General features: G+C 56.6%; 19 protein-coding genes and 1 pseudogene. 7 read left to right on the top strand and 13 right to left on the bottom strand.

All coding sequences use genetic code 11. From position 1 onward, the window contains the following. The first annotated feature begins 114 nt into the window (after window positions 1-114). Entirely contained in the window at window positions 115-1,029 is a 915-nt protein-coding gene (locus NBG89_RS31730; RefSeq protein ID WP_431324870.1) for a LysR family transcriptional regulator, read from the top strand. Between the two features lie 392 nt (window positions 1,030-1,421). Next, entirely contained in the window at window positions 1,422-2,357 is a 936-nt protein-coding gene (locus tag NBG89_RS31725) for a HEPN domain-containing protein (RefSeq protein WP_431324869.1), read from the top strand. Window positions 2,358-2,611: 254 nt separating this feature from the next. Here NBG89_RS31725 and NBG89_RS31720 read toward each other — a convergent pair whose 3' ends face one another. The 11 genes from NBG89_RS31720 to NBG89_RS31670 all read right to left on the bottom strand — a co-directional run bounded on the left by NBG89_RS31720 (window position 2,612) and on the right by NBG89_RS31670 (window position 13,685). Then, window positions 2,612-3,046, bottom strand: coding sequence for a DUF2721 domain-containing protein (locus NBG89_RS31720; protein ID WP_431324868.1), 435 nt, complete (start codon window positions 3,044-3,046; stop codon window positions 2,612-2,614). A gap of 179 nt (window positions 3,047-3,225) precedes the next feature. Further along, window positions 3,226-4,473 carry an alpha/beta hydrolase gene (locus NBG89_RS31715; RefSeq protein WP_431324967.1) on the bottom strand — a complete coding sequence of 416 codons (1,248 nt, stop codon included), beginning with the start codon at window positions 4,471-4,473 and terminating at the stop codon, window positions 3,226-3,228. 95 nt (window positions 4,474-4,568) lie between these two features. Continuing rightward, window positions 4,569-5,357, bottom strand: a complete 789-nt coding sequence (locus tag NBG89_RS31710) for a hypothetical protein (protein WP_431324867.1) — start codon at window positions 5,355-5,357, stop codon at window positions 4,569-4,571. Window positions 5,358-5,371: 14 nt separating this feature from the next. Further along, window positions 5,372-6,013, bottom strand: a complete 642-nt coding sequence (locus tag NBG89_RS31705) for a hypothetical protein (protein WP_431324866.1) — start codon at window positions 6,011-6,013, stop codon at window positions 5,372-5,374. A gap of 69 nt (window positions 6,014-6,082) precedes the next feature. Beyond that, a complete protein-coding gene (locus NBG89_RS31700) occupies window positions 6,083-7,513 on the bottom strand; it encodes a DUF1254 domain-containing protein (protein WP_431324966.1) in 1,431 nt (476 codons plus the stop codon). A gap of 22 nt (window positions 7,514-7,535) precedes the next feature. Beyond that, a complete protein-coding gene (locus NBG89_RS31695; protein ID WP_431324865.1) occupies window positions 7,536-8,105 on the bottom strand; it encodes an OmpA family protein in 570 nt (189 codons plus the stop codon). Window positions 8,106-8,123: 18 nt separating this feature from the next. Beyond that, window positions 8,124-8,549 carry a hypothetical protein gene (locus NBG89_RS31690; protein WP_431324864.1) on the bottom strand — a complete coding sequence of 142 codons (426 nt, stop codon included), beginning with the start codon at window positions 8,547-8,549 and terminating at the stop codon, window positions 8,124-8,126. 342 nt (window positions 8,550-8,891) lie between these two features. After that, entirely contained in the window at window positions 8,892-9,251 is a 360-nt protein-coding gene (locus tag NBG89_RS31685; protein WP_431324965.1) for a response regulator, read from the bottom strand. Window positions 9,252-9,382: 131 nt separating this feature from the next. Further along, window positions 9,383-10,027 carry a response regulator gene (locus tag NBG89_RS31680; RefSeq protein WP_431324863.1) on the bottom strand — a complete coding sequence of 215 codons (645 nt, stop codon included), beginning with the start codon at window positions 10,025-10,027 and terminating at the stop codon, window positions 9,383-9,385. Between the two features lie 10 nt (window positions 10,028-10,037). Further along, window positions 10,038-12,128, bottom strand: coding sequence for a PAS domain-containing protein (locus NBG89_RS31675; RefSeq protein WP_431324862.1), 2,091 nt, complete (start codon window positions 12,126-12,128; stop codon window positions 10,038-10,040). A 375-nt stretch (window positions 12,129-12,503) separates the two neighbouring features. Next, the gene (locus NBG89_RS31670; RefSeq protein WP_431324861.1) at window positions 12,504-13,685 is read right to left on the bottom strand and encodes a Fic family protein; all 1,182 of its coding nucleotides are present in this window, start codon (window positions 13,683-13,685) and stop codon (window positions 12,504-12,506) included. A gap of 248 nt (window positions 13,686-13,933) precedes the next feature. Here NBG89_RS31670 and NBG89_RS31665 point away from each other — a divergent pair. From NBG89_RS31665 to NBG89_RS31650, 4 genes and pseudogenes are all read left to right on the top strand, one after another. Next, window positions 13,934-16,290, top strand: a pseudogene (locus NBG89_RS31665) (hypothetical protein). A 514-nt stretch (window positions 16,291-16,804) separates the two neighbouring features. Next, window positions 16,805-19,573, top strand: a complete 2,769-nt coding sequence (locus tag NBG89_RS31660; RefSeq protein ID WP_431324860.1) for a hypothetical protein — start codon at window positions 16,805-16,807, stop codon at window positions 19,571-19,573. Window positions 19,574-19,577: 4 nt separating this feature from the next. Continuing rightward, window positions 19,578-20,021: a response regulator gene (locus NBG89_RS31655; protein WP_431324859.1), complete on the top strand. Its 444-nt coding sequence runs from the start codon at window positions 19,578-19,580 to the stop codon at window positions 20,019-20,021. After that, a complete protein-coding gene (locus NBG89_RS31650) occupies window positions 20,018-21,175 on the top strand; it encodes a hypothetical protein (protein ID WP_431324858.1) in 1,158 nt (385 codons plus the stop codon). Before NBG89_RS31655 ends, NBG89_RS31650 begins: the two co-directional genes overlap by 4 nt. A gap of 53 nt (window positions 21,176-21,228) precedes the next feature. Here the strand turns inward: NBG89_RS31650 and NBG89_RS31645 are convergent, their stop codons facing one another. Further along, window positions 21,229-21,735 (bottom strand): TIR domain-containing protein, encoded by a 507-nt coding sequence (locus NBG89_RS31645; protein WP_431324857.1) that lies wholly within the window; start codon window positions 21,733-21,735, stop codon window positions 21,229-21,231. A gap of 4 nt (window positions 21,736-21,739) precedes the next feature. After that, window positions 21,740-22,609, bottom strand: a complete 870-nt coding sequence (locus tag NBG89_RS31640) for a DUF4231 domain-containing protein (protein ID WP_431324856.1) — start codon at window positions 22,607-22,609, stop codon at window positions 21,740-21,742. Between the two features lie 366 nt (window positions 22,610-22,975). Between NBG89_RS31640 and NBG89_RS31635 the strand changes: the two genes are divergently transcribed. After that, window positions 22,976-24,562 (top strand): Mu transposase C-terminal domain-containing protein, encoded by a 1,587-nt coding sequence (locus tag NBG89_RS31635; RefSeq protein ID WP_431324855.1) that lies wholly within the window; start codon window positions 22,976-22,978, stop codon window positions 24,560-24,562.

The raw sequence follows: 24,562 nt of genomic DNA, 5'->3' as shown, positions 1-24,562 counted from the left end.
AGATCTCCATCAAGTGCGGAACGCACGTAGCAATACCTATTCAGATAATGCTTGCCTCGTCCGCTGAATAACGGCATTTCTCTCTACGACGATGTATAAAAGGCATAGGATCCCATGCGGTCACGACGTTTCGTTCCGTCCGTCAGCTTGCTTTCCGCCTTCGAGGCAGTGCTGCGAACCGGTTCGACGTCGGCCGCAGCCCGAGATCTGGACCTTACCCAAAGTACAGTGAGCCGGCTGCTTCAAAATCTGGAACTGCAACTGGGACGATCGTTGTTCGAGCGCTACCGGCAAAAGCTTATTCCGACCGAAGCAGCAATTGCCTATGGCAAGGATATCACCCGGGCACTGGACTTGATCCAACGGGCCAGCATGGAGTTCACCACCAATCCAGGCGGAGGCACCCTTTCTCTCGCGATACTGCCAGCGTTTGGAACTCGCTGGCTTGCGCCTCGGCTCGGGGAATTTCTGACGGATCATCCCGGAATCACGGTCAATCTTGCGACCCGTCTTAGGAGATTCAATTTCGATTCCGAGAGCTTCGATGCCGCGATCCATTTTGGTACCAACGACTGGCGCGATGCCGATCACCTGAAGCTTTTTGATGAAAGACTGACTGCCTGCATTTCGCCGGCCCTAGCGGCAAAGCGTCCGATCGAGAGCGTCAAGGATGTCGCTGGTTATCACCTCCTTCAGTTGGAGACCCGTCCGAACGCTTGGAAGACGTGGTTCGGGGCTCAGGAGGCTGACGTTCCGCAGTTGACAGGAATGCTGTTCGACCAGTTTGGCACCATGACCCAGGCGGCGATTTCAGGTTTGGGAGTTGCGTTGCTTCCGGACTATCTCGCTGACGTAGAGATAAAAGAGGGCCGTCTCGTTCCCATCTTGAAAAGGTCAGTAGCGGGTTCGGGCGCATACTGGCTCGTTTGGCCACGGTCGCGTGCGACTTACCCGCCGCTAAATGCCTTCAGGGAGTGGCTCGAACGCCTGTTGGTGGGAATGCGGCCCTCTTCCATCTTGGCGAAATAAGCCTCGATTTCCTCGACGATGGAAGGCTGGATCCCCTCGTTGAGCGAAAACGAGCGGGAGCTTCGGTTTATAAAGATGAGTTTTTGCGGCGATGATCGCCGCATTAATCTCGTTTGATGGCGGCCGGATCCCGACCTGGATCGCCGCCAGAGCCATTGGGTTTTTAGCTGTGATAGCCGCGTCACCGGAAACTTCAGCGCTTACCGCAGTCTTTGATTTATCCAAGATCGAGATTGGTTTCGAAGTCTGCCGTCGGTGGCCGGGCGGGACTGGCTGCCCGCAGCATTCCATCTAAGTACAGATGTATCGCGCAATGACCACATCCTTGGATTGTTCCCATGAAAGAAATCCCGTAAAAGGATTTGGTGTGCAATCATGACGGAACCGCTACGATGGATGCGATTCTGACCGAAGGCTTTGACGCGGCTTTGACCCTGACCGACCATATCGAACACCTGCCGGACAGGAAGCGGCGCGAACTGGCGCGGATTCTCGAGATCCTGTTTGCCGAGGTCGAACGCTTCCAGGCCGGCAAGCTGTCGGCCAAGCGCAATTTCGGCAGGATCCTGAAGGTCATTCTCTATGGTTCTTATGGCCGCGGCGACTGGGTCGAGGATCACCTGAGCGGCTATCGCTCCGACTACGATCTCCTGATCGTCGTCAACAGCAAGGCCTTTGCCGAGGAGCACGAGCTCTGGGAGAACATCGAGGAGCGGCTATTGACGGAGCAGATCGCCCATCGCATCGAAACCCCGGTCGTGCCGATCGTCCACACGCTGGCCGATGTCAACGACCAGCTTTCCCGCGGTCGCCCCTTCTTCGTCGACATCGCCAGAGACGGCATTCCCCTCTACGAGGAGCCCGGCCATCCGCTGGCGCAACCGAAGCCGCTGATGGCGGTGGATGCCGATGTCGAAGCAAAGAGCTTCTTTGAACAATGGCATAGGTTGTCTGAAGAAGCGTTGAGACTTGCTGAATACGGTCTGTCGAATGGCATTTGGCGTCACGGCGTTTTCATGCTTCACCAAGCAACCGAGAGTGCCTATCATTGTGCCCTGTTAACACTCACGCTCTACAGCCCCAAGTCTCATCGGATAAAGGTGCTGCGCTCCCAGGCCGAGGGGGTGGATAATCGGCTGGTCGAGGCATGGCCGCGTGACAACAGGTTTTCACGGCGCTGCTTCGAGCTCTTGTCGCGGGCCTACGTCGAGGCGCGGTATTCGTCGAAATACACCATCACCAGCGAGGAACTCGCCTGGCTGGTCGAGCGCGTGAGGGTATTGCAGGAGCTCGTAAAGGCAGTTTGCATGGAGCGGATTTCAGGTTAGCCGCGAATGGGCCGATACCGGGCAACTTGCTCTTGATAGGATCAGAACCGTCGACCCGCGTTGCATCGATTCCATGAACTTCTTGTGAGCGGCCCGTTTAGCTGAAAATTTACCGCCAGATATGGCCTTATCGGGCCGTCGATGGCGGAAAGGGGATTCAGCGAAGACCGGATAGTGCTTCCCCTCTATGCCCTGAAAGACGAGAACGATATGCGCTTTCAGATAGGTGCTCCTATCCTGATGTTCGACGTCACCTACACATAGAAATCGAGGTCGTGGAGCGCGGCGCGCACTTCCAACAGCAATGTAACCAGGGAGGCGGCGAAGAATAGAAGCGCTATCGAGAACATGACCGCCGCACCATATTCGTGCTTGAGGTTGAGAAGAGAGCTGGCAAAAGCCAATATGACAAGCACTGTCGTGCATATCCCGCTCATCACGGCAAATTCAATCGCCTTGTTGAGCAACCTCGCACGCCGTTTCAACCGCGGTAGAACGACCTGAAGGTGGCTGCGGCTGTTGTCCCCCTCGGGAAAGGCGCTCAAGACATTGCTGCGATCCGCGATGCGGTTCATGCGCGTGATCAGAACCGAGATGAATGCTGCGACCGCACCCAATAGAAAGGCCGGGGCAGTCGCCTGCGAAATCACGCGAGAGATCTGTTCAGCAGCTGTAATTTCGTTCAGCATAACATCTCCTATCTTGAGCTCACCTTGGGAGGTTGATCACGAGGGTGGCCGCGTGGCTCAGCAGTTTTTGTTTTTCTGGCCTGTTGAACCAATGGTGACGTGGCGGACTATCGCCAAGCAGCTTACCAAGGACAGTGGGGACGAGTTTTCATCCAAGCGCAAGCCATTGTTGCAGCAGCCTAACGATCGCAGTTTTTGGCTTCTGTCTGGCTGGTGGGGTTACACCTGCTTTTGGCTATATGCGGCTCCGATTCACTGCCAGACGCGACAAGCGTCTCGGCATAGTGGCCGTAGTTCTGCAGCGTGTTTTGATCGACGATGGCGACCGGAGCAGAAATGACCAAGCCGGCGGCCGTCCCGACTGTTTGCGCAGCGCCGGTCGTCGCCAAGACGATACCGTCGCCAAGCCCCAGCCTGCTGTCGGTCAAGGTTTGTCCGTCGGACAGGCGCTTGCCGATCAGTTGGACGATCTCGGGCGACTCGGCGAACTTCGTGTGGTGAAGGCTATCCCCCTCCTTAAGCTTCGTCAGATCGATAACGGTGATCTTGTTCGCTTCCAATTCCTCCCGATAGGGTGACTGGTCAGGATTGATTGCTCCCAATCGGGGGACGTTGCCCCAGAGGCGGCGGGAGACAGCAAGCGCGCGGTCGTCGCGAGAAACGAAGAGCGTGAAGCGCGGCCGTTGCTTGCCCATGTCAACGATCTGCGAGCCGAAAACGTCGACATCGACGTCCGGCGCCGCCAACATGACGTTCCTGAACTTGGCTGGAAGGCCTCCGTTGCGAATGGCCATTTGGCGTAAGGATTCCAACGCCAGCCAATTGCCCATCGAGTGGGCCAGGATCGACACTTCCTTCACCTGCGGATCACGCGCCAGATATTGAAACAAATTTTCGACAGCGTTTCTCGTGAAATTGGTGCTTTCGCGGTCATAGCCGTAGTCCAGCAGTTTGCCGCGTGATGGCCATGTCGCGAGCACCGGCACGCTGTGAGCGCCTGAATCATGCACGAATTGCGCGAAACGAAAGACCGCGTCGTCAAACTGGTTGTTGAACCCGTGTATGAAGACCAGAACGCTGCCGTCCGAGGTCTTGCGCACATGGTTGCTCAGCCATTGTTCTGCCGTACGGCGGTCGATTTCCTCGGCCTTCAGCGTCGCAAAATCCGTCGCAGGATTTGGCGGCAGCCGCCGCGGCCAGGCGACGTCCCCCACTTTTCGGGCCTTGGCCGGCGGAATGGATACAGTTATGTCAGCATAGTTCGGCGCGCGAGCGCGCTCGCCGCTGAACATCTCGCCCGGGTTATTTGCTTTCGCACGGGTCGTGGCAACGAGCATCTCGACCTGACTTGCTGAGGCATTGGCTGTTACCGGTTCGAGCACGCCCGTGGGGCGGCCCGCACAGGCACAGAGCAAGGTCAGGATCATCGCTGCGCTAAGAGAGCCGAGCGAGCATCGAACGACGCTGCCGGAACTCTGGAAAAAATTGACCAATCCAATCCCTCCGCGTCTGTGGCATCGAACTAGAAATGAACGACCAAGCCGAAGATGGGCCCTTGTTGGACGACGTCGAACTCGAAGCCGTCGTTCTCGAAATCGACGCCGATGGCACGATATCCGACCAGAGCTGAAAAAGTCTCGTTGAATTTGTAGCCGACGGTTGCAGCAACGTCCCAGTCGAGGTTTGCGCCACCACCCCCAACAAGACCCCATCCACTGAGGTAGACATCCGGGGTCAGCGAATAGCTTCCCTTGAGGCCGCCGACGGCATCGACCCAGGTGTCGCCATCGCTCCTCGATCTGCCGTCGAGAAAGCCACCCTGCAACGAAATCGTCGTGTCGACCGACCAAATCCGCGCGCCGCCGACAACGTCAAGCTGGCCGGTCGCATCTTCCAACACCGAATATCCACCGCCAATGAGTCCGCTGAAAACTTCAGTTTCGAGCTTCCCTTCATCGGCTAGAACCCCAAAGGGTGTCGCTTTGCTGCCGGATATCTTTGTGTAGAGAACGTCGCCGAAAACGGAGTATCGGTCGTAGCGAGCTTCTCCTATGGCCATGGCGCCAAAGTCGAGATGGTCCCAGATTTCACTGAATGACGTATCCACATGAACCGCCGGCAGGCCGAACTGGGCAACGTCACCGGATAGCCCCGCGCCCCAGAAATAGGGTGCAAAGACAAAGGTCCAGCCACTCTCCGTTTCGATCTCCTTGGCGTCAGGAGTGACCGTGCGCGCCATATCGGCGGCAAGTGCGGCGCTGTTGAGCAACAGCGCCGCACTTAATGACATCGTCCAGAATTTCAACCGCATTGAAGTCTCGGGTCCTAGTAGCAGGGAGGATATGGATAGAAGCCACAAGCGGGCCGGCCGTAGGCAGCCGCTGCTCCCGCTGCGGCTCCGGCATACCATGCTCCCCGAAATGCAGTGCGGCGTGCCACGCCTGCAAAGGACATCGGTGTTCTCGGCATGCCAATGATGTCGATAAAGATCGATGCAGGGCCATCGGCCTTGGAAAGACCGCCCTCGAGCACATCCACCTTGAACGACAGGTTCGCGCCTTCGAGCTTCGGTTCCTTCAGGACGACGACAGCGTCTTCGACACCTGACGCGTCCTTGTTCAGCACCGAGATGGTAGCGTTCGGCGGATCCTTTTCAAAGCTGCCGCCCTGTGCCCATTCTTCCAGCAAGTGCTTGGTCAAGGCATGGCCGGCGGAGCGAACCGGCCGATCGGCGAACAGGATCGAGTTGCCGGAAATGCTCGTCAGGGTGAGAGTATCGCCCTTCAATGTCGCACCGCCGGAATTCATCACGATCAGCGAGGGAACCAGCTCGGTCTTCTGATTGCTCGGCGCGCCGATGGACTTCGCGGCGGGAGCCGAAATCGCGTCCTGTGCCAGCGCGGTGCCGGCGGATAGGGCAAAGCCCGCCAAGGCTGCAATGGTGAATGCAGTTCTTTTGAAGGTCATGGGTATTTCTCCTTCGAATGGTGAGAACGATCCGGCCCGTCGTCCCGGTTGGACGACGGGCCGGACGCACTAGCTGCGCACCTCAACGGGCGGGATCGTCCAGGTCGCATCGATGATCGAAGGGGCGTTCTCGTTCGGCCAATACATTCTGAGCATCAGGAGGAACTTGCCGGCCGGTGCAGGCAGCCAGTTCGACTCCTTGCCTGCACCCGGAGACTCGTGCTGCAGGAAAAGGTCCAACGACCCATCGGCGTTGTACTTCAGATCCTGTCGGGGGCTGATGGAGTAGCGATTGATGGGGTTTGCGACGAAGAAGTAGCTCTCGTCATACATGGTGATCGACCAAAAGCCGGAGACCGGTGGCGCCTTGCCCTTGTCGAAGTGGATGACGTAATTCTTCCGGCCATCATAGGCCCGCTCGTGGGCATCCTTTTGGGACGTCGGATAGACCGCGTCCTGCGGGCGATTGGCACCGAGACCAATCGCCGTGACAAGAGCCCGCATGAGATAGTCGGTGCCGTAAAGCCCGGTCTTGGTCGTAAATGCCCAGCCATTCATATTCTTGACCTGGCTGTTGATCTTGAACTGCAACATGATCCGATCGAACCCGACCGTCGGGATCCGCTTCTGGAAGTCAGCCTTCAGCTTGCTGGCGTCAAAATCTTTGCCCGCGACCAATCCTATGCCCTCAAACCGTTCCAGTGCTGGCGCATCTGCGTCTGATGGCGGGTTGGTTTTCATGAGCTCCGCAAGCAGCGTGAAATACTCGACGGCAGTCAGACGGTTCACCTGGTCGCGCACGGCCGTTTTCATGTCGATTGACGGATCGACCTTGCCGGCAGGCGGCGTGTAGTCCTTGCCATAGGCGCTGAGCGGGACCAGCTTGAACTCGTCCTGCAGCTTGTGGACCTCGGCGTAGTCCTCGGGGGTTCCCGTGCAGTAAATTCGGCCGAGCAGCCAGACGATGTTGGTCGGGGACTCGTATTTCGTGACGCCGTCGGGAAGCTTGCCACTCCAGCCGGGGGCCGTGATCGCATATGTCTGCGGCCCCGTGCCCGTCGTCCGCTTGCCCGGCACCTGAAAGACGTTTGTCCAGCCATCGAGCATCGGCAGCAGGAAGTACCGGCCGTTCATATCAGGCACGCTGAGCACGTAGGGCTCCTTGCCGACATCAAGCCAGGAGGTCGTGTAAAGTGTATCAGCGTTCGGTGCGGTGACATCTTTGAAGGACGAGTCCGGATACTGCCGTAGCTTGATGATATGCCCCATTGGGCCGCGCGTGCCCTTGAGCTCGGCAACGTTGGTCATTACGCGGCGCGTCATCTCCATGGTCACCAACGGGTAGCCGTAGATGTATGCATCGGTGGCGATCCAGAAATCCTCAAGGTCCGCACCGAGCTGCAATCCTCCTTCGCCGAACTCGGCATACGCAGGAGAGATTGCGGTTCCAGCGAGGAGGCTGAGGCCAGCGAAAGTCAGGGTTCGACGGGTGATATTCATCATGGGCTCCTTCCAGACAGCGCTACTTGAGCAATCCGACGTTGATTAGCTGGACCCGCCGATTTGCGGCGGCCTTCGGATCGGCGACGTTCAATGGCATTTCCTCACCGACCCCAACCGCGAACAGCCGGTCGGGTGCGACGGCGAATGTCGTACTCAAAGCGTCCCGGATCGCATCGGCGCGGGCCGCGCTGAGTTTGAGATTGTCTTTCGCATCGCCGGTCGAATCGGTGTGACCGACGATCAAGATCTTGTGGCCGAGCAGTCTCGGATCATGCAGCGCATCAGCGATCACGCCGACATTTCGATACGACTCCGGTGCGATCGCCACCGAGTTGAGTTCAAACTCGATATCGACGTTGATCTGCGGCATCGCCGCGAGCCGGGACCACGTCGGCAGCGCATCGCTTCCCTTGCCGACATTTGCAGCGACCTCCTCGACGAGGAGCGCCGCGTCGATCGATGGCGCTCCCTCGGACACTTGGCCAAGGGTCGCGATCAGCTGCTGGTTCGTGAACGTTTCTGCGCTCGCAGCACCCGCTGCGACCAAACCAACCAATGTGAGCGTGAACCGAAATTCTGAAATCCGCATTTGCCCCTCCCAGCAAGGTTATCGCCAACCGGCATCAGTTATGACTTGACTACACTTCTTGCCGACGACCTCTGTCGCCCTGGCCAGACAATTGACAAGGTTCGCCTCGCCGAGTGCCACGTCGTGGCAGACCCGCGCGGCATCCTCGCGGCAAATCTTGGTAACGCTGGCCTGTGCCTCCAGACGCTGCTGGATCGAATTCGTCACCTCACCGAGCGTCGTGGTGCAGGTCGGGGAGACCTCGGCCTGATGCTGCTGCAGGCATTGTTGAATGCTGTTGTTGGCGAGGTTCACGCCCTTGCAGTGCTTCTTGATGTCGGTGCTACAGGCCTGAGCGAGCGTCGACACGGCATCTGCAAAGCTGATCGTCTCCGCGCGGACGACGCTGGCGGCAACCAACGTCGTCAAAAGCGCGCAACTGAAAATGCGAGATCGTTTCTGCATGCGCTTCCCCTCAACAATTTCACGGTATTCTGCGACTTGCTCAGTTGCCTCAATGAGAAGGCGAGTACGGGTAGGCGCCGCAGGATCGACATAGATGCTAGCCAGACGCCCGCTTGGCGCTGACCCCAACGCTAGGTTGCTTAAAACGAGGCCCAAAATCACCTCGTAATATTACGAGTTCCCGGGTGGAAAATTTACGAGGTGAGCGCTCGCCTCATCGGTCAAAGCCTTCTCGAAGGCCCGCCCTCGGAGGTTGAGCCGTCCATAACCTCACGATTTCTATTGATAATTCTTGTCTCAACACTCGTGTTGCTGCGGCGGAACTCACTGTTCAAGTGCCCGTCACCGCTCAGCACTGCCTATGAGCGCCGCATCCAGCGCGGGGATGAGGTCTGTTGCAATCGCTCGCTTGAGCACGAACGCATCCGCTCCCGCCCGCAAGACTGCGCGGCGGACACTCGGCTCGTCGTGAACGCTGATAGCGATCAGCTTGAGGTCGCAAAACTGTTCGCGTAGCCGGCTGATGATATTCGAGCCGTTGCCATGCGAAATCGATATGTCCACAACGGCAAGCTCCACGCGCATACGGTCGATGGTCGTAAACAACGACGGTTCGTCCGCGACCATCACGACAACGGCAAACGTCGTCTCCAATAGACCGCGAATGCCGTCGCTCAAGGCCAGGTGGCGGTCGGCTAGCAGAGCGCAGCGAGGTGACTGGCTAATCGTACCCTCCCTTAGGCGGACAGCCTAAAAAGTCGGTCGAGGGAACTGAAATGTCACCTCGCAAAAATACGGGTTCTCAGCCCGAAAATTTACGGGGCCTCAAGCGTTCAGACTGTGACGATGCCGTTCTTGATCGCGAAGTGGAGGAGCTCGGCGCTGTTGCGCAGACGGTGTGTGTCCATCATCTGATATTTATGGAATTCCACGGTCCTCGGTGATATCGAGAGCGCCGCCGCAATCTCCTTGGCGGAGCGTCCCTCGGTCAGCAATTGCAGTATTTCGCGCTGGCGCTGGGTGAGAACCGCATGGCCGGGCTCGGCATCGTGCTTGGGGCCGCGCTCGATATCCGTCAGCACTTCCGCGGTCATTGAAGGAGCGATGAAGGTCTTCCCCTTGGATGCGGCGTGGATGGCCATCACCAGCTCGGCCGGTGCCGCGTGCTTCACCACAAAGGCGGAGGCGCCGGCTTCGATCGCGCGACGCGCGTACGCCGCCGTCTGGTGCATCGTCAGGATAACGATCTTGATGGCCGGGTTGTCGCGCTTCAGGTGGTAGATAGCCTCGATGCCGTTGAGGTTGGGCATTGAAATGTCGGTGACCACGACGTCGGGTTTGAGCCTCCTTGCGGTGTCGACGAGCGCTCGGCCGTCTTCCACCACACCGATCAGCTCAAAATCGTCGGCAAGAATACGCTTCAGGCCTTCCGCGATCATTACGTGGTCATCTGCCAGCAGCAACCGTAGCCGTTCCATCGGCCTTCTCCTACAGTGGAACCGACGCGAACACGGTGGTCCCGGTTCCCGTGGCGCTTTCGATCTCGATTGTTCCGCCGACCAATCTGGCGCGTTGCCGCATGCTGGCAAGACCGAGGCTCGCCTTCCCCGTTACGGCCAGCGGATTGTAGCCTTTGCCATTGTCCTTGATAGTCAGGTTCAACTTGTCACCCCTCTGGACCAGAGATACCCGCACTCGGCTGGCGCCTGCATGACGGCCGACGTTGCGGAGCGCCTCCTGGGCGATACGGAACAGGCACAAGGCGATATCCGGCGATATGTTCGTGGTGGAGTTCTCGGTATCCAGATTGATGATCGTCCGTTCCAAGGCGGCAAAACGATCACACTCGGCCCGTAACGCTTCCTCAAGTCCAAGATCTTCGAGGATCGATGGATGAAGTCGATAAGACAGCGAATGCACATCCTCGCTCAGCCGAACCAGCTCCTCGCGCATCTCGTACATCGCGGCACTGTCGGCGGGGCTGTCCGCGCTTCGCTCAGCGCGGCCCGCATTGATGGCGAGGACTGCCAGCCTCTGCGTGACATCGTCGTGCAACTCACGCGCAAGCCGCGCCCGCTCGTCTTCGTGAGCATGAATGAGCCGGCCGCTCAGCTCCCTTGCCTCCTCCTCCGCTGCCTGCCGGCCGGTGATGTCGACAGCTACGCCGCGCATGCGGCTGGGTTTGCCCGCGGAATCGAATTCCACTCGTCCGCGTGAGGAGACCCAACGAAGGCCGCGGCCCGGCACAGTGAGGCGAAACCGCGGCTCGAACTCCCCTCTCTGGGTAAGCGCCTCGCCAACGGCGCGCCAGAACGGCCTGCGATCATCGGGATGGACCACTTTGACCAAGTGCTCGAACGTCGTCCCCTCGACGCCGAGGCCGAACAGTTGTCGCCCACTCTCCGACACCCAGATGTCGTTCTTCTGTATGTCCCATACCCATAGGCCAACGTCGGCGGCAATCGCAGCCGTGCTCAGACGCTCCTCGCTGACACTCAACTCTTGCTTGGTTCGTCTCAACCGCCTGCGGTGTTCAAGCAGCGCAACGACAAAGATCGTTTCGATCAGCAGAAGAGCCAAAACACCGAGGATTTGCCATCGATAGGTTTCGTAGAAAGTCGGCTCCCTGAACAGCACGACGCTGTCTGCTGGCAAGCGACTTTCGGGTATTCCCCACTGGGCGAGCTCCCGATCATCGAAGGTCGGCGCGCTGGGGCGGCGAGGAGGTATGTGGATATCGGCTGGCGCATCGCCGGCGAGCATTCGCAACGAGGCATCGGCGGCGTCGCTGGCGAGATCGTCAATTGCCAACAGAGGTCCACCAACAATGCCCTTGCCGAGTTGACTGTCAAACAGGCCGAACAACGGAGCGCTGGCGGCCTCATGCAGTCTGGCGATTACCCGATCCTCTTCGTAAGGCACCCCTGCCGCATCGACGACCATCAGGCCTGACAGGATCGCTGTGCTGGGCGGCAACGCCGCAACCCGGGAAACGATCTGGTCGAACGACATTGAGCTGGAAAACTCGAAGGCAACCCGATCCTGAAAGGGCTTGAAAGCCGCCTCGGCTTCCTGCGCCCAGAACCGTTCGAGCGGAGAGCTGCCGATCACGACAAAGACTTTTTTCGTCTCGGGCCGCACCTGCAGTATGTTTTCGACCATTGCCGGCAGGTCGAGACTGACGGTGACCGCAGCGTCATTGGCTGTCAGAGAGTCGGCCTTCAACACGCGCTCGTCCAGAGCCGTGAAAAGCATAGGTGTCGAGGGAAATAATTCGCTGCGATGAGCCTGGGCAAATCGCGTGGCAGCACCCCCGATAGCGACAACAAGCTTCGGCGCCCGCGCCCTTACCAGAGCGGTGATGTAGTCCACGAACGGGTCGTTCTGCTGGTCAGCAGAAAAGCGCGCGGTTTCAAGCGATGCCTCGTAGATGTCGATCGGCCTTAGCGAACGACTTATGAGATCAACGCGAAAGGCGCTCGAGAAGGCGTTGAACGGGGAAAACCGCGCACCAAACGAATGCAACAACAGCACCCGTTGCGGCTCTTCAGCTCCCCCAACACCTTTGGTAAGGCACAACAGCAGCACCAACCAGAAAAGGCGGCGAGACGTCCCCCAGATCTTCCCTGTATCTATTATGATCCTTGCGCCGACACGATATGTGCCCCCCTCACGGCGAAAAAGGCCTCCGACAGATCGCCAGTCCATCGGCACTCCCTTATAAACTAACATCAGCGCGTGCGAGCGCAACCGGCTAAATGCACGTCAAAATGGCGGCACGAAATTGCATGGCGTTCTGTCACCCCAACCTACGCTGATTTACCTCGAGCGGTCCTCTCGGCCGGCGTAAGGCCGAGTGAGAAGCGAAAGTATCTATCCCCAGATTTGCTCGTTGCCGGTCTGCTCGCGATGGCGCCGCCGTGATGCAAATAGAACCATCGATCCATCAATTTGTCATGAACTGAGCGGTAGAGGATCGGTGCCTTCGCTTAGAATTGCAAGATATCTTCGATAGCTGAACACGCGACCTCGCTTGCGGCCGGTTACTTCATCAACGATGCCTAAGCGCTCCAGATCGGCGAGCGCTGCGTTGACCGTTGGCGCAGACAAGCCTGTAATCTGGACAATCTGGTTCGCCGTGTGAAAAGGATTCTGCTGGAAAAGCTCGTGAATGCGCAGCGCCGACCCTGCTCTATCACTCTCCATAGTGATCCGCTCCCGATCTTCCTTGAAAAGAGCGACGATCTGAGTCGCAGCCTCAAAAGCCTGATTGGCTGTATCGGCCACGCCGGCCAGGAAAAAGTCTAGCCAGGCTTCCCAGTTTCCCTGTTCGCGAACCTCTTGCAGTAGCCGATAGTATTCTCGCCGATGGGACTTCAGGTAAAGGCTGAGGTATAGCAGCGGCTTTCTCAGAACGCCGTTCATGCAGAGATATAGGGTTACGATCAGCCGGCCGATACGACCATTGCCATCGAGAAATGGATGGATCGTTTCAAACTGCACATGCAGCAGGCCGGCTTTGATGAGTGCTGGTAGCCGCGATCGGTCGTCATGGATGAAGTGCTCGAAAGCATCCAGGCAACCGGCCATTTCAGTGAGGGGTGGCGGCACAAAGAGTGCGTTACCGGGGCGCGTGCCGCCAATCCAATTTTGCGAGCGGCGGAACTCTCCTGGATCCTTGGAGCCGCCTCGCCCACTTTGTAGGAGCCTGGCGTGCATTTCGCGGATCAGACGCAATGACATGGGCAGCGTTTCCAGCCGCTCCAAACCATACATCATGGCATCAACATAGTTGGAGACTTCACGAATATCATCGACCGGCTGCCCCGCCTGCGCTTCCGTCTCAAACCGCAAGAGATCGGAAAGCGTCGACTGCGTTCCTTCGATCTGCGAGGAAAGAACAGCTTCCTTTCTCACATACATATAAAGAAACAGCTCCTGCCGCGGCAGCAACATTGTGATACCGTCCAAGCGGCCTAGTGCGCGCTCAGCCAAGCTGAGACGCTCCAGCAATGAAAGCACATCGATCGCCGGTTCGGGCGGCAAAGGTGGGGGTACGAACGCCCGTACTGTTTCACTGGCAGCGGTCGTCTCGACGAAGCGACCTAAGCGATTTTTGGATTGGGAATCTGACATAACCCACTATCGGGCTCGCTCGTTATTTAAGCAAGACGCTTTTCATTTAATTAAGCCACAGACTTAGATAAGCGCGCTTAATTAACGCGGAGACACGAAGTCCAGAGCGCTGATCCAGAGTGATCTGAGTAAAGGGATAATGCTGATGAGGCAACATTCACAGTGTCAGACCCGATACATCCTTTCTTAAAACTCACCTCATATTCCCGCTCGCCCTCGGGATTAACGCCGAGAGAAACGGAAAGAGCATGACCAAAAACGACCTTTCATCACATCATTTTCAGCGAAAGATATTAGAATTCTGCGAGCTGCGTATCGCGCCGATTGCGTCCAAAAGGGTACTGGAGAATATTCGGCCCTACCTAGTCAGTTTCATCATCTATCGAAAATCGCCCCCGCTCCTGAATGGCCATATCGACTGGACGACGATCGGTCAGGCGTGTGGGATCGAAGCCGAGCTGACGACAGAACTGAAAAAGCAGATGGGGCCAGGCTTGGATGCTATCATCCGATGGCTAGGCGCACCGCCGGCTGTCGAAGACCTAAAAACTCGGAAGCGGATCCTTCGCTCTAAGAAATCAGATCAAGACAAAAAGACAACCACCGCCTCCTCAACCAGAAAGCCGCATCGCGTCGGCGAAGGCGACAATGCTGCTCACTCAGCTTTCGCACCGCGTGGACCTGCACCGAAGCCGATCAGTCCTTTTCCAGAACCGCTATTCGAAGCGACAGAAGATCCGGCAAGCTTTCAGGACGCATTAGTCTATCACATGCGGCGGTTTGGCGACACATACTGGCAGCTCTACCGCTCTGTTATTCATCTGAATGAGACCTTCGACAACAAGACGCTGCTATCCTGGATCCAAGGCGAGCGCGTGCCGCGATCTATTGCTAGTTTCACGATCCTTGGCCGCATCGAGCGGCGCTACAGGTTGCGACAGGGGTATTTAAAAGAGAAGCTGCCGCATCAGGCACGTTCACTGTACGGCCATGATCTGGGTGACATCAGCCCGGCGGAGCGGCGTAGAATTTCATTTCACCTACCGGATGATTTCAGCAGTTTGCCCTTCACCAAACGTGAAGAGATCCTTGATTGGGTGCGCCGGGTAATTATCTCCGGATCCACGGAGTATCGTCGATACCAGGCGGCGGCCAGCAGGCAACGTTATGCCATCCGCTTTCCCGGTGTCACCGATGGCGGCAGTGCTCTTGCCTCTCGATCGTTGGCCTCCGCTGCTGGCGCCAATCAGGACGTCGCGGCAGATTTCGACGATCCTGATTTGCTTTCCGGCGTTGTCGACGCGCCACCGAGACTTGCCATGGAGATGGCTGACCTTATCCGTCTCAAAACCTCGACACTGACCGCGATTGGTTTCCAGCGAAACGGCGTCTGGGGTGAGGAAACGGCCTCTCAGAAGATCGAACACCTCGGCCTGATGTTTGGCGCGCTGGCCGCTTCACCAAACGGGGCAGTAAAGGGCTATGGCGTACCACTCAGCCAACTGAGCTTTGGCCTCCTCATCTTCCCCGGTGTTTGGGACTGGTATCTGCAGTGGCGAGAACAGCGCCGCAGCTTCTATACCAAATGGGAAGAAGACATGCTGATGGTCGCCCAAGCCCTTTCTCGCGCGGGTGTCGGCTGGATACGACAGCACCCGGAATTGCTTAACAACGTGAGGCCGATCTCAGGTTTGGTTGAGCTGGACGAAATCGAATTCGCGGCCCGTGATTGGGACGGTGCCTGCGACGCTCTTCATCGGCATGCCGCAACCGCTCGAAGGAAATCCAACGCGTCATGCGCGTCCATCGCGACCCGTTCGAGCCTATCATGTGCGTTCTCGAGGCCGAGAGTCCATTGGCCGAGTATCGCAAGATCACGGAAGAGATCCTTGAACGCATGCCGGACGAGAACAGATATCCACGACCGGCGGCCGAAGCCGTCAGATCATTCCTACTGCTTCGGCTTGGCCTGCACCTCGGGCTGCGGCAAAAGAACCTTCGCCAACTGCGTGTCTGTCCGCGCGGCCATTATCCAACATCCGAACGCCGGCTTGAGGACTTGAAATGCGGCGAATTGCGCTGGAGCGATCGCGATCATGGGTGGGAGGTCCTCATCCCATCGGTCGCATTCAAAAACTCCGGCTCCTCCTTCTTCGGACAGAAGCCCTTCCGGCTGATCCTGCCCAATTTGCTCGATCTCTACAAATACCTCGACGCGTATATCGACAAACACCGTGGAGTTCTGCTCGGCGGAGCCAAAGATCCGGGGACCCTGTTCGTCAAGACGGTAAAGACGACCAGCATTGATGCCGCCTACAACTCCACCACATTCTACGAGGCTTGGCGGACCGTCATCCAACGCTATGGAATTTATAACCCCTACACCGGGCGAGGCGCGATTAAGGGCTTGCTGCCGCATGGTCCGCATAACCTGCGGGACATTCTCGCGACGCATATCCTTAAACAGACCGGATCCTACGAGCAGGCGAGCTACGCCATTCAGGACACGCCCGATGTCGTGCAACAGCATTACGGTCGCTTCCTGCCTCAAGACAAGGCGGCACTGACCGCCAAGATTCTCAATCAGGTCTGGGAAGCTGCCTAAAATTGAATGAGTGCTCGGCTCGGATGTTTATTGCCTACGCCCGAGCCGGGACTCGTCGTTTCCGCCGTGAAAGGATGTGAACTACGGTACCTTACGTCTCAAGCTATAAATTATTGAAAATTCTCGGCCCTCGCCTTCAGCGTATCGATGTGAAGACGACGGATATACAGAGCAAGCAGCTACAGAGTCGCGAATTCGGGCAGCCCCGATGCGCGCGCGCGTCACTCCGCGTGAGTACCAACTCAACCGACATGCGCCGGATTATCTTCCAGTTATTCCGGGATCAACTCCTCAATACTGCTGAATTTGGTTGTTTTCCCAGCCATTGCTTCCGTAGATTGCATACGGGAGAATCACTATGCACAACAGACTTAGGAAAGACACTGCTAACAGATTGCGTGGCCTCGTAGCCAATACGAAGGAATCAGCATTCCGGGAAACCATCAATAATCTTCGGAAATCCATGTCTCCAACGGAGGCACGGATAGTTTATACTATCCTGGAAACACATCCCTTGTTCAGTAAGCGTCCGCACACCGACAAATTCCCCAAGCAGCCAGTTACGTCTGCAGGGGTTGTTCGCCTCGCTGACGTTAGCTTGAGCCATGAACTCTCAGCACAAATCGCTCGACTTAATAGCGAGAAGAGCAAGCTCTGCGATTTTATTCAGAAGTTTGGCAACGCCAATCGGTTGGCAGAGACTGGTCGGTCGAACGAAGCCCTAGGCGCCTACATTCAGATCATCGCAGAGTTCGGATATAGTAACTGGCTGTTGCGGAAGTTCGTCTTCCTTAACAATCGGACCCGGGATGGCGGAAGCATAGCGTCCACCATCGAAACCTACTTTTCCGCTCACAGCGGGAAACGTATGAATCCGATAACGATGGCGCTCTACGATATGATGGACGATACCGTGTCATATTGGGGAATGCGGCGGTCCTTCAGCGCCGTATTCGGACAACAGAAGATAAGCCAGACGTCCGAAGACATCGTGAAGTTTTTCTTCTACCCCCACAATGCGCAAGCAGGGGTGCTTTCATCCACGATCCAGTCGTTCAGTCTCCTCTCGCTCGCTGACACGCTCTTTATCGTGTGTTTTTACGCATTCAACTCTCCCGTCGGCACCGAGTTCGGCATCACTGAGATCGTTGAGCAGTATCTGGACCCCGAAATCATCAAGTTCTGGTCGGACACCTTTGGAAAAATTAACACGCTCAATCTAATCGAGGTGTCGAGGGACGAGCCTGAACACGACGATTTCAGATTCTACCGCCGCTCATGTGCCTGGCTGGAATATGGCAACATCGCTTCTAAGCGTTTTGTCTTTGATTACTACTCTTCGATGAGGTCGCAGGAGCTGTTCCGCACCTCCCTTCACGCGACCGAGCGGCTGAACGAGTTCTTCGCCGAACCGTTCGATATGAAACTGCTTGCCAGCTCGTACAGCAGCACTTCAGTCGAACAGACCACTTTCCATCACGCATCCGCCGGCATGTTTGCCCGGTCCATTGCACTGTTGCATCTTGCGCGTTTGGGAAACACATTCGCGGATCTACGTTCGCATCAGCTGCTTAAGCTCCTCAATCAGACAAGGGATATCGCGATGTTCCTTGATCCTGACGCCATTTCAGCCCTTTTTTATGAGTATCCGCATGACCGAATGAGCAAATACCTCGAGCTAATTCTCAAACACGACTCGCAACCATCCAATATCGGCGAGCACGCCGTCCGCAGAGTTGTACAGGACCTGATTATCGAGAACTACGACTCCGACATCGTTAAACTTGCGGATTCGTTCAACGATCAAGGGCGGCACCTTGCTGAACATTTCCTAAGCACCTGCACCGAAAACTTTCTTGTGCAACTTTATCAGCTGTACCACCAGGCTAAAGACGTCGTTGAAGCCAAAGCCTCCCTCCTTGAGTGGTACGGGAAAAAGTTCGACGATCGCGTTACGACGGAACGGGCGCATTCATTGCGTCTAGACCTTAAACTTCAGGATATTCGCGGCGACTTCAATGAGAACCGCATCTACGTAGATCCTGTCAGGTTTGGGCAGTGGGTCGAGGACAAGCTGATCGATGACCTGAGAGAGGCATGCCGTATCGCGTTGGTCGTTCCACAGGTCATTACGACCAATGAAGAGATCGCGGATCCCCTCAAGGTGAGACAGGACGTGAGCTTACGCCTCGCATCAGTCATCCTGCGTGCTTTCACGGAGTTCTGTACCAATAAGTTCTATGGGATAGACTCCTATATCGGCAGGCGCATTCGCCACGGGACATTGCGCGGCTACATGGTGAGCGAGGTAAGCGCGTTTATCGATGGTCCGGAGTTTAAAGACCTTCGATCTGTCGTAGCTTTCCGGGATGCTACTGATCAGTGGCTCGAGCGATATGCGAACGCTATCGACCACTTTGGTCTTGAGCGCTTGCACGTTAAATCGAGATCAAAGCCCAGCGGGGCGATCATGGCAGAGATTGCGTCGATTGATAAACGCAATACAACACAGGCGGCCCTCACTGACCTGACCGAAAAGTATCGCGCCGACGCCAGCATATCGTCTATCGCCAAAGTGCTGATCGACTACTCTTGGCTTCTGGTCGAGAAAGATCTCGAGAACTTGCGAGCTTACGTCGATCGTATGCGAGCCGACGTGGGAGTTATAAACCCTAGCGATCTCACGCCCCTCCTTGATACATCAAAACACCCTTTGGCCAGAGACTTTTGTCACAGGCTCAACGCCATCACTCTACAGAAATTCAAAGACGCCACTCGTTGGTTTTCGAAGCCATCGAACGCCATTCCCTCCGCTCCAATCTCGCTTTTATTTGATGCGGTGGTGCGTGAGATCATGGAACAAGAGCCGAAATTTAAGCCCAAGATCGTGAGATCGGGCGACACGACCGTTATTTTTATGGGTAGCCGTTACCACTACGTCTATGACGTCCTTGAGGTTCTGGTGGCCAACGTAGCCGAACACGGTGTTGCCGACGGAGATTTAATTTTCGATATCGTGACCGCAGACATCAAACGCGAAAGAAAAATCGTCCTGACGTTGACCTCTCTGATCAAGCCGGGAGAGATCGAATTTGTCCGCGCTCAGCTACAACATGCAATGGAAGCGGACATCGACAATGCGATGGTCGAAGAAGGGTTTAGCGGCATTAGGAAGGTCCGGAAGCTCGCTCAGGAGGTCGACGAGATCACTAATATTGAGGCGTTAGTCCACCATGACGACCGGGTTACCTTCAGGGCAACCTTCACCACTGCGATTGGCTAACTAGATGATACTGGTTGTCGAAGACGATAGCTTTAAATACGACCGGATTAAGGTTCTACTGGAGTCCGTGGGCTACACGGATGTCAAATGGTGCCAATCCGTCCATTCGGGCGTTCAAGCGCTCTCAGGCGATGAATTTGAGCTTATCATTCTGGACATGGCGCTTCCGAGCCATGATCTTGCCGCACGAGGCGGTTCTCCGACTTCGCTACCGTCCGGCGGGCTAGAACTCATCTATGAGCTGTCCTACGCGCAAAAAGCCGTCCGACTCCTGATTATCACACAGTACCCCGAAATCGAAATCGAGGGTTCATACGTTAAACTCACTGACGCACCCAAAAGGCTGCAAGAACTATATCGGACGCCTGTGATGCGCGTGATCCAGTTCAAGCAAAATGACAACACTTGGGAACAGGGATTAGCAGACGCAATGAAGGAAATTCCATGAAGATTCTGATCATCGAAGATGACGACAAAAAGTTTGGGGCGGTTTCCGAGGTCGTCTCGAACTACTTCAAGGGGTCGATCGAGACATTGGTACGATCGATCGATCTGTCGAGCGCGACCAAACAGATCTACGAGCAAAAATTCGACCTCATCATCACGGATCTTTCACTTCCTCCGCGCCATCCGGAACCCGGCGTCGACCTCTCTGATGAACTGGCTGCTACGATACACGACAGCAGCCATAATAAGGGAACTTCGGTGATCGCCTTGTCCGGTTTTTCCGAAATCGTTGGTGAGCGGCGGCGATACTTTTCCGATGCCGGTATTTTCCTGGTTGAGTATGGCGCTGACGGCAAGTGGGTGCAGGCCCTCGAAATGTGCCTCCAGAGAGTAGCTGTGAAGTTTAGATATGACTTCATAATATTCTGCGCCCTGGAGAAGGAGAGAAACGCATTCAAAGCAGCTGCTGGCTGTTCGTTCGGGGAGACTTTCATCGCCCGGGGCCTTAACTGTGTCCCACTGACAATTGGCGATCGCCGAGGCCTTTGCATTAAAATGCCCCGCGCCGGTTTGGTCGACGCGGCGATTACTGCAGCAAAGGCGATCGAGCTTTACTCCCCAAAAATCGTAGCGATGTCCGGAATTTGCGCAGGCGTCAACGGCGAGTCGTCGATCGGTAGCTTGATCGTAGCGTCGTTCACTTGGGAGTATCAAGTGGGCAAGTTTCACAGCGACGAGTTCAAGATCGAGCCGTATCAGGTCCACATCAATCCGACCGAACTACAGGAACTCGAAAACTTCATCCAGAAAGACAAGGTCGGTCTGAGTTACAAGGACAACACGTTCTCCGACCAGTCCATCCTTTATCAACCCCTCGTTCTCGGTCCCGTAGCCTCAGGTTCTGCCGTGATCGCTGACCCCGCCAAGATCAATACGATATCCAAGCAGCATCGAAAGATGGCAGCAATCGACATGGAGATGCACGCGATATATCGCGCCTGCGATCTCGCGCCGGAGCGACCGCGCTTTTTCGGCGCTAAGACGGTGGTGGATATGGCCGACCAGCACAAGGGCGACCAGCATCACGTCAACGGATCTATCGTATCGGCTCGGTTCACCGTGTCGCTAATGGCGGAACTTCTTAGGAGGCTGTGAGCGACCACGCTCGGTGCGGGAGGTTTATGTGGCGGCTTCTTGTCAGTCATATGCTAAAGCCCCATTCCTCGATAGGTTTCGGCAGAGTATTGTCGCCATCCCTTCGCTCGTTCCAAAGTTGACATATTCCGATATTCCGCCGGCCAACCGTCCAATGCGTGCATGATTGGCTTCATTTTGAACGGCACGTGCACCACGCAACGATCTCTGATGATCGGCGGGCATCGGTCATCCTGGGATTTGCTATTGTTAAGATTGGCGGCGATAATCGGAAGATCTAATGAGAGGGCGAGTTCCAGTTCCCACCTGACAAAGCGATAGAGGTTTTTCGTTTTCTCGCCGATAAGTACAATCGCAGCAGTGGATTTTTGCATCCGTGCCTTGAGGTTTTTTTTGACGTAATCCTCGCCCTGCGCACGGCTCGTCATGCTGTCCAAGTCGTGAGCATTGTTGAAATTGAAGTCGACACGCTCGTTGGCGTTCCACCCTTTCATGAAAGCGTATGCCCATTTGTCTTCGTCCCCATCGAAGATGATGTATGAAGGATCTTTGTAAGACAACTGTTCAACCTCCTTGGTGCTGCCTCGCGGCCCATTGCGTATGTTCACGGGAAAATGCCAATTCAGCCTCATTGACAGCGCTCGAGAAAGACTTGTTCGTCTTCGCATCCGTTATCAGGATTTCCGTGAGTCCGATCTCCTGAGCAGTCAAGCTGTAGGCCGCGGCAAGTTCGTTGAATTTCTTGATCTGGGTCCACCCAATCACCGCAGATGCAAAAACGATTAATGGCTCGGTCGGCCATCCGACGGCCACGGGATCAACGATACGAGTAACAATGAAAGCAAAGCCCGCCGCGTAAGCTGCGAAGGAGATCCAGAACCAAATCGATGCCGAACGCTTGTTAGCCTTGGCTTTCAAAACGTACCAGGCACGTTGGTCAGCAATTCTGTTCTTGAGGTAGTAATCTCGGCGCTGGTCCAGACTGAACTCACGGATGGTCTGCACCTCACCCGGCAGCTGTTCATCGGCTGGATCTTCATCACTGAACGCCTCACTCAACACCTCGTTGGATTTCAGAACCTCATTCAACAAGTTGCGGAAATCTCTACGGGCATCGACGCCGCGGTCATCATCAAACGGCTCGGCTCTCATAGCGAACCGCCATGTAAGTGTCTTGACCGATTCTGCCAGCGCTCTTGCCTGATACCATGTCTTTTCCGGCTTCTTCATCGACCGGAATGACATCACTGACATCGAAGCGCCAAAGACAACCGCATAGGCGACGTAATACCATCTCGTTTCCAAAAGGCCGAGAGAGAGGATGGATGCGACCAACAACAGTAGATATTCAAATCGTATCAGACGCAGGAAGCGTCTCTGACTGTTGTTGGATGCGTTGTCTGCGATCTTGAAAAGCGCCGGATACTTCATCATCAACCTTCACGTTGTGGTTGATTGTATCCGGAAAATTCAGTTCAGTTATTCACTGACTTAGTTGCTCACAGGCTTTTTTACCAACATCGTCGTCTGGGGCTTGATCGCCGACAAGAAGAGCACACCACCGATCAGGCTGGACGACGAGGTCCTCAAGGTGCACGAGTTTGCCGCGAGCCACAGCGAGGCGCAGGCTGTGGCTTTTACTTTCGCATTTCAAATCGAAAATTGTCATACAGGCGTTAGGTTTAGGCGTTAAATCGATGTCGATTTTTCGCTAACGATTTCAATGAAGCGCCCTTGCCAAAGCGATTGCACGACCAAACCTTGCCCACGGCGCGCCCAATCTCAGACGAGCAGTGGTCGATGGCGCGTCGTGTCGCCCGCGAATTGGACAAGATCCTCGACGGCGGCGATCCGATACAAGCTGCCATCACGCGCGCGGCGGCTGAACTGCGGCTGACCACGCGGCAAATCTACAATCTCCTTGCGCGTTATCGCGCCGATCGCACGGTGACCGCCTTGCTTCCTCGCACCGCGATCAGTCGGCGCAAGCGGCTGCCGGAACAGGTGGAGGAGATCATCGCGGCCACACTTCGCGAGAAGTGGCTGACGCTCGAGCCGACCGCACTTGCTCCCGTGGTCGACGAGATCCGCGCGCGGTGCGAGGAAGCAGGTCTTGTCGTGCCGTCTTACGTGACGGTCGCCCGGCGCATCCCGGCGCTGTTTTCGCCTGAAGAGATCGCGAAGAAGCGATCGGCCAATCCAAAGCACTTGCTGCGGCTGAAGCCGCGGCCCGGCTATATCCACGCGCCGCATCCGCTCGCCGTCTGCCAAATCGACCATACGCCGACCGATGTCAATTTCGTAGAGGTGGTCGATGGCGCCGGTGTATTCGTCGGCCGTCCGTATTTGACGGTCATCACCGACGTGGCGACACGATCCATTCTTGGCTTCTGCCTTACCCTGGAAAAGCCGTCGGTTCTGTCCGTCGCGCTTGGTCTCGCCCACGCCATTTGCCCGAAAGATGACTGGCTTGCCGCCCGCGAGCTCAATCACGCCTGGCCGATGTTCGGTCGGCCGCGGCTGCTCGTCACGGACTCGGCGAAGGAGTTCAAGGGACACGCCTTCCAGCGCGGATGTGACGATTACGGGATCCGGATCCGCTATCGCGATCGCGGCCGCGTCCATCAAGGCGGCGTGGTTGAACGGTTGCTGGGAAAGCTCAATGCGGTACTCGCCGCCTATCCCGGTTCGTCGGGGCGTTCGATCGCCCACCGCGACGAATATCCGTCGGAGCGGCGCGCCTGCCTGAGCTTTGCCGATCTGGAGCGCTGCATCGCGCTCGCGGTCATCGATCACAATCTGCAGGAAAATTCCAAGACACTGAAGGTGCCGCTGACCGAATGGCAACGCAACAGTGCGGAACTGCCGAACTTTGGCGACGATCCGCAGCGCGTCTTGCTGTCGTTTCTGCCGGGGACGGAAAGACAACTTTCACCGCAAGGGATCAGCATGTTCGCCTTGCACTATTATTCGCCGTGGCTGGGCATCCTCGTTCCCGAGCGCGACCGGCTCGAAAAGCTCGAGGTGCGATACGATCCCCGCGACATCAGTCATGTCTACGTCCGCGACCCGGAAACTCGTCAGTTTCGGCCGGTCGAGCGACGCGACGGCCAGCTGATGCCCTTGACGCTGTGGGAACACGAGGCAGAGCGCGCCCGTCGCCGTACAAATAATCAACGCTCAAACGTCGAGAAGGTGGCGTTCCGCCGCGAGATCGCAGCCATCGTGGAGACCGCAAAACCCTCCAAGCGCCGGCTGCGCGACAGCGTGCGCAATGCCCATGCCGCTGCGGCGGAAAAGCCTTATGCGGTCATGCAGCCGCCGGCGCCTCCTCCCGCAGAGCATCCCCCGCGCCAGAAGAGCCGGCTGCCGGTGGAGGATTGGTAG

The organism is Rhizobium sp. YTU87027, from assembly GCF_050644135.1.
In the GTDB taxonomy this organism is placed as follows: domain Bacteria; phylum Pseudomonadota; class Alphaproteobacteria; order Rhizobiales; family Rhizobiaceae; genus Rhizobium.
This window is presented reverse-complemented; position numbering and strand designations above follow the sequence as displayed.